This window comes from Candidatus Eisenbacteria bacterium, assembly GCA_026388185.1.
In the GTDB taxonomy this organism is placed as follows: domain Bacteria; phylum Eisenbacteria; class RBG-16-71-46; order JAFGJU01; family JAFGJU01; genus JAPLKG01.
The window spans coordinates 523772-534862 of record JAPLKG010000008.1; the positions used below are offsets into that span (position 1 = coordinate 523772).

8 protein-coding genes are annotated in these 11091 nt (G+C 58.0%); all 8 read left to right on the forward strand.

The window, feature by feature from the left end; translation table 11 throughout:
- Positions 1–42: 42 nt before the first annotated feature.
- Positions 43–444, forward strand: a complete 402-nt coding sequence (locus tag NTX17_05010; protein ID MCX5800729.1) for a hypothetical protein — start codon at positions 43–45, stop codon at positions 442–444.
- Positions 416–811 (forward strand): hypothetical protein, encoded by a 396-nt coding sequence (locus NTX17_05015; protein MCX5800730.1) that lies wholly within the window; start codon positions 416–418, stop codon positions 809–811. Before NTX17_05010 ends, NTX17_05015 begins: the two co-directional genes overlap by 29 nt.
- Positions 792–2606 carry a glutamate mutase L gene (locus NTX17_05020; protein MCX5800731.1) on the forward strand — a complete coding sequence of 605 codons (1815 nt, stop codon included), beginning with the start codon at positions 792–794 and terminating at the stop codon, positions 2604–2606. Before NTX17_05015 ends, NTX17_05020 begins: the two co-directional genes overlap by 20 nt.
- Before the next feature lie 37 nt (positions 2607–2643).
- Positions 2644–3774 (forward strand): hypothetical protein, encoded by a 1131-nt coding sequence (locus tag NTX17_05025; GenBank protein ID MCX5800732.1) that lies wholly within the window; start codon positions 2644–2646, stop codon positions 3772–3774.
- 103 nt (positions 3775–3877) lie between these two features.
- Positions 3878–7345, forward strand: a complete 3468-nt coding sequence (locus NTX17_05030) for a polysaccharide deacetylase family protein (GenBank protein ID MCX5800733.1) — start codon at positions 3878–3880, stop codon at positions 7343–7345.
- A 13-nt stretch (positions 7346–7358) separates the two neighbouring features.
- A complete protein-coding gene (locus tag NTX17_05035; protein ID MCX5800734.1) occupies positions 7359–8936 on the forward strand; it encodes a tetratricopeptide repeat protein in 1578 nt (525 codons plus the stop codon).
- 11 nt (positions 8937–8947) lie between these two features.
- The gene (locus tag NTX17_05040) at positions 8948–10036 is read left to right on the forward strand and encodes a HEAT repeat domain-containing protein (protein ID MCX5800735.1); all 1089 of its coding nucleotides are present in this window, start codon (positions 8948–8950) and stop codon (positions 10034–10036) included.
- The coding region (locus tag NTX17_05045; protein ID MCX5800736.1) for a glycosyltransferase family 2 protein at positions 10033–11091 on the forward strand (1059 nt) is incomplete at its 3' end. The genes NTX17_05040 and NTX17_05045, both read left to right, overlap by 4 nt.

The window sequence follows — 11091 nt, forward strand, 5'->3', positions numbered from 1 at the left end:
GCTTTCCCTGAGAAGTTGACCTGGTCCGTGAGACCGTGTACAATGGACCGAAAACGATGCGCGTGGGTGATAGCAGTCATCGTGCTGTTCGGTATCGGGGTCGTTCTTGTTCTGGGCGACCTCTTTGTTGCGGCGCTGTCAGTCGTCGTGCTCTTTGGCTCTCTGCACAGCTACTTCTTCACGGCATCGTATTCGCTCAGCAATGAAGGCGTAGAAATAAAAGGTCCCTTCGGTACGCAGAAAAGGGAATGGGGCCGCTTCAAGAGCTTCTGGGTCGACGCCAACGGCCTAAGTTTGAGCCCGTTCACCAAGCGTTCGTGGCTCGAGCACTACAGGGGGATGAGGTTACTTTTCGGCCCTAACAGGGACGAAGTGGTGGAGTTCGTGACCAGGATAATGGGGAAGGAAGCTCGTCGTGGACAAAGGGTTACACCAGTTCCTTAAAGAAGACCTTAAAGGAGATTTCAAGGACGACGAGGCAATACTCGACACCGTAGCCACCAAGATCACCCGAAGGGGGTTGGGCGTGGCCGCGATATTCTTTCTTGAATCCTCGAAGCCTTTGAGCTTTCTGGGGAGTCAGGTTCTGGTGTTCTTTGAGCCGTTCGTTAAGACTTTTTTCCAGGTCAAGAACTACGAACGATTCTGTCTTCTCCTGGAAAACAGGGAGAACGTCGAGAAGCTCATTCAGAAAATCGAGGATCAGGAAGAGAAGTTGAGCGAGGAGAAGAGGGAGGAGAAGAGGGTGAAGAAGGAGCAGAAAAGGGAGAAGACGAGGGAGAAGAAAGAGCATGAGCATTCCAAGTCCTGATGGTGTGAATACGATTCTTGCGACCGATTGTGGAAGCACCACCACAAAGGCCATTTTCATAGAGAGAAAGGGAGACGAGTACAGGCTCATAGTGCGTGGCGAAGCTCCCACGACCGTCGAGGCGCCGTTCGAGGACGTGACCAAGGGGGTCCTCAACGCCGTGAGGGAGGTTGAGGAACTCGCGGGCCGAAAGATCCTGGACGACGAGACCATCATGACTCCCGCCAGGAACGGAGAAGGTGTTGACCTTTACGTTTCCACTTCGAGCGCCGGCGGCGGCCTGCAAATGATGGTGTTTGGCGTTGTGAAGACGATGACGGCCGAGAGCGCGCAGAGAGCGGCCCTGGGCGCGGGCGCCATCGTGATGGACGTGATAGCTTCGAACGACGGAAGGCTCCCTTACCAGAAGATAAAGCGCATCAGGCAACTTAGGCCCGACATGATCCTTCTCTCGGGAGGCATTGACGGCGGCACGACCGCGCACGTTGCGGAGCTTGCCGAGCTTCTTTCCGCCGCCGATCCCAAGGCCAGACTCGGCGCCGGTTATCTTCTGCCCGTCATATACGCGGGCAACAAGGACGCGAGAGACATCGTGAGGGAGAGGTTGGAGAGCAAGACCGCTCTCGTCATTACCGATAACTTGAGACCGGTCCTCGAACGCGAGAACCTCGGACCTGCGAGAATGCAAATACATGATCTCTTCATGGAACACGTCATGGCCCACGCCCCCGGCTACAAGAAGTTGATGGAATGGACGCTCGTGCCGATCATGCCGACGCCCGCCGCGGTCGGCAGGATAATCGAGACGATCGCGCGAGAGGAGAGCATGCAGGTAATAGGGGTGGACATCGGCGGTGCGACCACGGACGTGTTTTCCGTGTTCCAGGGTGTCTTCAACAGAACTGTGAGCGCGAATCTCGGCATGAGTTACAGCATATCTAACGTCCTGGCCGAGACCGGCATCGAGAACATCATGAGGTGGGTGCCGTTCCACGTAGAGGACAAGGACCTGAGGAACAGAATAAAGAACAAGATGATCAGGCCCACCACGATTCCTCAGAGCCTCGATGAGCTGATGATCGAACAGGGTATCGCGAGAGAGGCTTTGAGACTGGCGTTCGAACAACACAAATCTCTCGCCGTGGGGCTTAAGGGGGTGCAGCAGGAGCGGACGATCTCCGACACCTTCGACCAGACCGCGAGCGGTGAGACGCTCGTGAGCCTCAGGGAATTGAACATGCTCGTCGGCAGCGGAGGCGTGTTGTCGCACGCGCCGAGGAGGGTGCAGGCCGCTCTGATGTTGATAGACGCGTTTCTGCCGGAGTGCATCACGCATCTGGCCGTGGACAGTATTTTCATGATGCCTCAGTTGGGAGTTCTCTCCACCGTGCATCCGAAAGCGGCGACCGAGGTATTCAAGAAGGATTGTCTGATTCATCTCGGGACGTGCATCGCGCCAGTCGGCACCGGCAAGGAAAACGCCGAGTGCGTCAAGGTGAGACTCGAAAGAGAAAAGGGTGGCTCCGAAGAGGTGTCCGTCGGTTTTGGCCACATGAAGGTACTGGCCCTGGGGGTTGCCGAGAGCGGTCGCGTGGTGATCAACCCCTCGAAGAACTTCGACGTAGGTGCAGGGCACGGGAAAACGTTCGAGACCAAGGTAGAGGGTGGAGTGGTCGGCCTCATAATCGACTGTAGGGGCCGGCGGCCTTTCCAACTGCCGTCCTCGGCAGAAGAAAGAGTCAGGAAGTTGAACGAATGGAACACCGCCCTCAACATGTATCCTGAGAGAAAATAGAGCGTACCCCGAGAGAAAGTAGGGAGGGAATAGAAGAGTGGCTCACGCATATACACCGGGCGTTACAGTAACGGCAAGGACAAAGCTTGTTAGAGAGAGAAGACTTCCCCTGGCCGGCACCGTGCTTGCCAAAGTGGGAGACCAGGTCAAGGCGGAGCAAGTCGTGGCTCGCACCGAGCTACCTGGTAACGTACAGACCGTGAACGTGGCCAACATCCTGAGCGTCCTGCCGGAGGACGTTGGATCTACATTGACCAAGCCCGTGGGATCACCGCTCAACGAGGGCGAGGTCTTCGCGATGAGCAAGGGTTTTTTCGGCCTCTTCACGTCGAAGTGCAAGAGTCCGATCAACGGCACTCTCGAGAGCATCTCCAACATCACGGGTCAGGCCATCTTGCGAGAGCCTCCGATTCCCGTCGAAGTCCACGCCTACGTTGATGGAAAAGTGATAGAGGCGATGGAAAGGGAAGGCGTCAAGGTCGAGACGGAGTGCTCGTTCCTGCAGGGGATATTCGGAATCGGCGGGGAGACGTGGGGAGAGATAAAACTTCAGGTGGGCAAATCGGACGAACCGCTCGATGTCAACTCCCTCGATGCAGGATGCGCCGGGAAGATCCTCGTCGGCGGTTCCAGGGTGGACAACGCTTTTCTCGAGAAGGCGGCGTCGTTGGGTGTGAGAGGGGTCGTGGTCGGCGGGATAGACGACAAGGACTTGAGGCAGTTTCTGGGCTACGATCTGGGCGTGGCAATCACAGGCTCGGAGGAAAAAGGGATATCGCTGATAATCACCGAAGGATTTGGCGGGATGAGGATGGCGGAGAAGACGTTCTCACTTCTTCGTTCACTCGAGGGCAGAAAGGCTTCGATGAGCGGAGTGACTCAAATCAGAGCCGGTGTGATGAGGCCGGAGGTCATAGTCTCGATGGACGGCAGAACGGGGCCCTCGGCGGGAAAGGGGAGCATTTTCTCGTCCTCGGGTCTCGAGGTCGGAAGCGCCATTCGGGTTATCAGAGAGCCGCACTTCGGGAGGCTTGGGCGCGTGGCCGATCTTCCTCCCGAGCTTCGCATGCTGGAAACGGAAGCCAAGGTGAGGGTGTTGGAGGTAGAGTTTGAGGACGGCACGAAGGCCGTGATGCCAAGGGCCAACGTCGAGATGATAGAAGGATAGGATCGCCGGGCAGTTCTGCCCTTGACCCTTTGAGTGTATCTAGTATCATGCCCTCGGAGAGCGACTCTCCGGGGGTTTTTCTTTCATGGTCAAGGAAGAGGCGATGAATAAGAGCAATGTGAGGACGTGGGGATTTCTTCTTTTTCTTCTATTGCCTCTGCTGTTGCTTGTTCTTCCTCTTCATGCGTCCGCAGGGCCACGAGCGTCCGCCGCGCCGCATGCGTCGGCCGCGCCGCGAGTGCGAGTGAGATGCAGCGGCGAAGCCTTTGAGGTTCTGGAGCAGGGAAGATGGAAGCCTCTCTTTTTTAAGGGTGTGAATCTCGGCTCGGCTCCGCCGGGGAAATTTCCGGGCGAATTCGCCATATCCAAGAAGCAATACGTCCATTGGCTAGACGAAGTCTCGGAGCTTGGCGCGAACGCAATCCGCGTGTATACGCTTCATCCCCCGGCGTTGTACGAAGCCCTCCTCGAGCACAACGGGCGCGCCGATTCGCGGAAGATATGGCTCTTTCAAGGAGCATGGTTTGAATTGCCCGCGAGCCTCGACCTGTACGACGGTCCTTTCTCGGACGAGTTTCGGGCAGAGATTCGTTCGGTGGTGGATGCCCTGCACGGTTCCGTTTCGTTGCCGGAGCGGCGAGGGCACGCGTGGGGCGAGTATGCTGCGGACGTCTCGGATTGGGTGGCGGGTTACGTCCTCGGCCGGGAGTGCGAGCCTTACGCGGTGCTCAACACGGACAAGCTTCACTCGGACGTCGCGAGATTCAGCGGCAGGTGCCTCGGCGTCAAGAAAGGTAGTCCCACCGAGTGCTGGTTTGCCGGCATGTGTGACTTCCTCGCGACGTACGAACGTGACAAGTTCGGCTGGGAGCATCCCGTTTCGTTCACGAACTGGCCGACGCTCGATCCCATCAAGCACCCCACGGAGACAGAACGTGGGGGGGCGAGGGCGTATCACGACGAAGACGCGGCAAGCGTGGATCCGTCCGTCATTCGCCCGTCGAAGGAGTTTGAAGCGGGCTTCTTCGCCACCTTTCATGCCTACCCCTACTATCCCGATTTCATGAACCTTGATCCCGGCTACAGCACTTACGCAGACGAACACGGGTTCTGCAACTACGCAGGTTATCTGAGGGACTTGAAGGCGCACCTGCGAGGCATGCCGCTTCTCGTGGGAGAGACGGGGATTTCGACAAGCCGCGGCGTCGCACATTTTCAGCCGCAGGGTCTCAATCACGGTGGCGCGTCCGAGAAAGTGCAGGGCCTTCAGGACACAAGGCTGCTTGAGGACTGCTACAGAGAAGGCGCGGCGGGCGTGCTCGTCTTCGAGCTGTTTGACGAATGGTTCAAAGACAACTGGTTGGTGAAGGATTTCGAGGTTCCGGCGGATCGTGACATTCTGTGGCAGAACGTGCAGGACCCGGAGGAGTTCTTCGGTCTTCTGGCGGAGGAACCGGCGGTGCGGAATGAAGGCGCGCCCCAGGGAAAAGCCGAGCAGCGGCAGCAATCTGCGGTGGACGAGAAGCCCGTGCGGCAGTCGGATTCTTCCTTCGTCGACTGGTCAAGAGTGGAAGCCTTCTACGTGGATCGGGAGGGGGATTCCTTGTACCTCCCTTGCAGGGACTTGACGGAACTTCGCGTGAGTTCCGACTCGCGGTACATCTATCTCAGGATAGCGTTCTCGAGCCTGGACTGCGACCACGATGGTAAGGCTGACCTCGACAGTCTCGATTTGCTCGTAGGCTTTGACACAATTGACAGGCGGAGGGGCGACGCCAGGTTTCCCTTCGTCAGAAATGTGACTACCGAGGCTGGGATGGAATTCGTGTTGCATATCTCCGGCGCCGACTCTGCGGTCGTGCTCATCGATTCCGGGTACAATTTTTCGAGGTATAGTCGAGTGCCTTCGGACGGGGGATTCTCCACCTACCTGGCCCCCTTCAGATCAAAAGCCAACTCGGACGGGAAGTTCGAGCGCATGATAGTCGAGACGAATCGCGACCGGGTGGACGCCAATGGGAGAGTATATCCCGCGATTGATCTGGACGTGGGGAGGTTGGCGTCTGCAAAGGAGGCGGGACGCGCAGACGTGGCGGTGGGTGATTGGCGGATCCACACGGAGGAGAACTACATCGAGGCGCGGATTCCGTGGGCGATTCTGAACGTGACGGACCCTTCCTCCCGGCAGGTCCTCGATGACGTGGCCGGCACGCCTGAAATGGAAAGCTCAGAAACGGACGGGATAGTCCTGAGCGTGCTCTCGCTCGTCCCCGGGGAAGCCGAGTCGCAGGGCGCACCTACCGTAGAGCGCGAGGCGACGGGCGACCTGGTTTCCTGGGGCGCCCCCGGCGAATCGGCTGTAGCGTGCGACGCGATGCCCGAGGTTGTTGCCGGCGATGCCTCCGAAGGCGCCCCGGAAGGGACTCAGGGAGACGGAGGCTACAAATTCAGCCTCACCAACCTCAAGGCCTTTGTCTGGCAGAAGTGGGACACCGCGAGCTACGTGGAACGAAGAAAAGCGTCGTTCGAGATTCTCTCTTCCGGCTTTTCCTCATTGCCCGATTCGCCTCTCGCTTCCGTCCGAGCCAGAGTCGCTACGTGGCCTGACGACAAGGACGCCGCGATATCTGTGAGCTTCGACGACGGGACCGCCAACCAGGTGGACTACGCCTTGCCGATACTTGAAAGCCTCGGGATAAAGGCCACGTTTGGGCTTTGCGCGAGTTGGACCGGCGAGACTCGTAAGACGTTGGAACTGAGCAAGGGGTGCGTGCGAACGCAGCTTTCGATTGGAGATGCGAGGCGACTCGTTCGTCTTGATCACGAGATCGCATCACACGGTTTCCGGCACGTGTTTCTGGACACGTTGTCCGGTCTCGCGTTGGATCACGAGCTTAAGGACTCGAAGTCATTTCTCGAAAGGGCGCTGGGCGAAAACGTCTCAGTCCTGCACTATCCCTTTTCGCGGGTGAACGACAGAGTGAAGGAGGCGGCGCGGCGCGCGGGGTACACAGCCGCAAGAGGTCGGGGGCTAATCAATTCGGCCACGCCGGACGAGTTTCTTCTCCAGAGTGTGTCGATCGTCTCCGACACGCTTCCTTCTTCCGGCAGACTCGCGGAGCTGCTCACTGAGCTAAAGCGCAACAAGGGATGGCTCATCTTCACGTATCACAACGTGCTTCCTAGTGCGTCCCCGGAGGCCGGGTGCTACCGGAAGCTTTCCTCGGATGAACCCTACTACGTCACTCAGGCGGCGTTCAGAAGACAGATGGAAGAGCTGAAAGCAACCGGATTCTACATGGCGCGCGAGTCTGATGTGCTCAAATACATTAGGGCGAGAGACAACGTTAAGCTCATTGTCAGGGAAGAGAAGGACAAAGCAGTGATAAAGGTTCAAATGCTAAGTGCCGACATTAGTTATGAGAAGGGCATAAGCCTGATTCTTAACCTTCCCTGGGAAAAAGTGCGCGTCCAAGGGAGCTTGAGCGACTCGCACTACGCAGTCCACGGCGGCAGACTCGCCGTCAAGGCGGCTGTCGGAAGCGAAGTGACCGTGTATCGTGAAAACTGAGGGGGAAGCGCGAATGAAAGAACGTTGGAAGATCGTTTCCTGTATGTTGGCCGTGCTGGTGGCGATCTCTCTACTTGCGGCAGCGGCGGCGTTTGCCCGCGCGTATGAAGACCCGCGACTAGTCGAGGCCCGCACGCTCATCTATGACGGCAAGTACACCGAAGGGCTGGCCATTCTGGACAAGGTTCTCGAAGAGCAGCCTGGACACAGGGACGCCCTCTTTCTCAAGGCCCTGGCGTACGAGTGGCAGGGCCGGCTCGAGGAGGCGCTCACAGTATACAGGACCATAGTCTCGGTGCACGACGAGGACATCGACGCGTGGCTGGCAGTGGCAAAGCTCGAGGCGTGGCGGGAAAACTACGACGAGGCGATCTCGCTATACGGCACACTGATTTCCAAGTTCGGGCAAGAGCCACCCATCTTGATAGGACTCGCGAGAACTCTCAGTTGGGCCGACAGATTCGACGAGGCGCTTCAGTACTACGAAAGGGTTCTTCTTCAGGAGCCTGACAACGTCGAAGCGCTTGCCGGCAAGGCTCAGGTCCTAAGGTGGATGGGTGAGACGCACGAGGCAAGGAAGGTCATCCGCCAGGCGCAGCACCTCGATCCCGAGTTTCCGGACGTTCAGAAAGAGGGCCGTGAGATTGACCTCGCCCTGAGCCCCAGGGTCCTGACATCGTATTCTCAATCTCTCGAGAAAGATTATCTTCGCTCCGGAGACACGTACAACTACAACCTCGGCAACAGGACGTGGCGTTCCACCGTGACGTTTTCTCCGGACCTGATAGAGGACCTCGGCTTCAGCTTGTGGACCTCACGCGACTGGGAGCTGGACAAAACCCTGGACAAGCACAATTTTGAAATCACCTCGATCGGTTTCGCAGCCAATGTTGGCGTGAGACCCTGGGAGCCCGTGAAGGTCGGGGGCAATCTGAGGATCGCGCAATACGGGAATCACGATGCGAATGTTCTCTTTGCCCTTCTGCCCGAAGAAGAGAGAGAGGAGAACTTTGACGTGTGGGCCTCTGCTCAACTTGGGACTTGGGGGGCGAACGTTGGCGTTGGGACGTATCCTTTCTTCGAGAAGACGAGCACGCCCTTGCTGGACAAGCTCGAGATTGGAAGGCAGACGGTGACGCGAATCGGCGTAACCAAGAGTTTTTCACGAATCACGGAAGCCCAGCTCGGCTACGAAGCCGGAAGCTACAGTGACGGAAATGACAGGAACAGAGTGCACGGCTCCGTTCGAGTGTCTCCGTCGAGTGCGCCGTGGTTCTCCTTGCTCTACAACATTCACTACCAGGACTACAAGACGATTTCGAGGAACTACTTCACACCGCTCGACGAGTTGAACCAGGGACTCGAGGCCGGCGTGAGGAAGACCAGCCCCAAGGCCTTCTTCGGCGCCGGTCTCAGGTTTGGCTTTTCAAGCTCTGAGAACTTCGGCAATATTTTCTCCGTGGGGGCATCCGGATCCTTGTCCAGAACAGTGACTGACAGACTCAGATTCGAAGGCAACGGGTCGGTCTCGTACGACGACAACAAGTATTTGATGCACGCTTTCTACGTTGGGCTCGAACTGAGGCTTTGAGGGGAATCGACGTGACCATTCCGCTCGACATACTGTACTTCATTTTCCTCGGCCTTGTTTGTCTTGTAGTTTCCGCATGGCTGGCAGCCGGCCTGAACAGAGCCTTTACGATCTCCAAGAGAAGGAGAGAAGAGGCGTTGAGGGCCAGGTGCCGAGGACTCCTGCTCATACTCGCACGCCAGACGGGAGAGCCCGGGGCGCGCGTACTGGCTGAGATTGAAGATATACTGACTCCCGAGACGGCGGAGTACGTCGCCGTGTCTCTGCCCAGGCTCGAAGCACACCTGAGGTCAGAGCTCACAAAACTCTTTCAAGAGACGGGTCTCGTTCATCATTTCGTGCGTCAACTGAAGAGCCAGCGCAAGTGGAAGAGGGCAAGGGCGGCCAAAATTCTGGGCGAGCTGAGTCTTCCCGCGGCTTCCGCGGCTCTCTACAGAGCCCTCGACGACCCCGACCCGGACATCAGGAGCCTGGCGGCGAGAGGGCTCAGTAAGGTCAGACATCCCAGGGCACAGGCCGCCCTCATCGACATCCTCGGCAGACACGAGGAGCTGGTTTCCTCGCGTATCGCCGCCATGTTCATCGACGTCGGAACTCCGTCCGTGCCGCTCCTCGTGAAGAACATGCGGAACACCAACTGGCGGGCGCGATTCTGGACGGCCGAGATTCTGGGACAGGTTGCGGACAGACGAGCGGAAGGGGTGCTGGTTTCCGCGCTGAGCGATTCCTCCGCAGATGTGAGGGCAGCGGCGGCAAAGGCTCTGGGGAGAATCGGTAGCAAGAGCGCGGGTCTCGAGGTGATTCCTCTGCTCAAGGACCCGGCGTGGTTTGTGCGTTCGCACGCCGCCTGGACTCTGGGACAACTCGAAATGGTCGAGGCCATAGAAGAGCTGGTCGCCGCGTTGTGCGACAGGGCTTGGTGGGTAAGAAAAAGCTCGCTCGAGGCGTTGGCCAACATAGGGGAAGCGGCTCTTCCCGCTCTCATGGCCGGCCTGGAAGTGGACGACAGATTCGCGAGGGAAAGCGCCGCGGAGGCGCTTCAGAGGCTCGGGGTGGAGGTTCCATCCCGAGGTACGGAAGGTAATAGGGGGCGGCGATGACATACTTGCACCTGATGGCTCTGCAACAGGCGCTCTACGTCGCAAGCCTGATCATACTCATCTATTTTGCTGCACTTCAGCTCGTGCTGTTGACTCTGACTCTGGTCTCCTTTCTCGACATGAGGCGGAGACTGAGACAGAACTACTACACCGACTTTGAGTGCATGGCCAGGTCACACTTCACGATGCCCGTCTCGGTCGTCATCCCTGCACACAACGAGGCTTCGGTTATCGTCCAGTGCGTGCACTCGGTTTTGTCTCTGGACTATCCCGAGTTCGAGGTCCTGGTCGTGAACGACGGTTCGACGGACGACACTTTCGAGCTTCTCAGGGAAGAATTCAAGCTCGTCGAGCGTCGAGTCGTTTACAGAAAGAGCATCCCCACCGGCGAGATAGGTGCCATATACAAGTCAGTGACTAAGCCTAACCTCACGGTCGTGGACAAGGCCCACAGCGGAAAGAGCGACTCTCTCAACATCGGCATAAACCTTTCGCGCTACCATCTGTTTTGCAGCATAGACGCCGACTCCATCTTTCAATCGAACGCACTCTTGAGGATTGTGAGACCAATCCTGGAGAAGCCCGAGGAAGTTGTCGCCGTCGGCGGGCAGGTGCGCGTGGCGAACGGCTGCGTGGTGGAAGACGGGCGGGTGGTCACGCCGAGGATTCCGCGACGACTGATCGCGGCGTTCCAGGTGATCGAATACCTGAGAGCGTTCGTCGCGAGCAGAATCGGCCTCAGCCGGATAAACAATCTCCTAATACTCTCGGGCGTGTTCGCGCTCTTCAAGAAGGACGTCGTGATCGAAGTGGGGGGCTACAAGCCGGAGACCGTCACCGAAGACATGGAGCTCGTGGTGAGGCTTCACAGACATCTGAGGAGAAAGAAAGAGCCCTATCGGGTGGTGTTTCTTCCCGACCCGATATGCTGGACGGAAGTCCCTGTTTCCGTGGGCAATCTTTCCCGCCAGAGGAACAGGTGGCACAGGGGTCTCATTCAATCTCTCACCCGCAACATGGGGATGCTCTTCAATCCGAGGTACGGAAGCGTCGGC

What these genes read in the sequence shown, in the direction of transcription:
- NTX17_05010 (MCX5800729.1), top strand. Translation starts at nt 43, where the DNA reads ATGGACCGAAAACGATGCGCGTGGGTGATAGCAGTCATCGTGCTGTTC.
- NTX17_05020 (MCX5800731.1), top strand. Translation starts at nt 792, where the DNA reads ATGAGCATTCCAAGTCCTGATGGTGTGAATACGATTCTTGCGACCGAT.
- NTX17_05030 (MCX5800733.1), top strand. Translation starts at nt 3,878, where the DNA reads ATGAATAAGAGCAATGTGAGGACGTGGGGATTTCTTCTTTTTCTTCTA.
- NTX17_05035 (MCX5800734.1), top strand. Translation starts at nt 7,359, where the DNA reads ATGAAAGAACGTTGGAAGATCGTTTCCTGTATGTTGGCCGTGCTGGTG.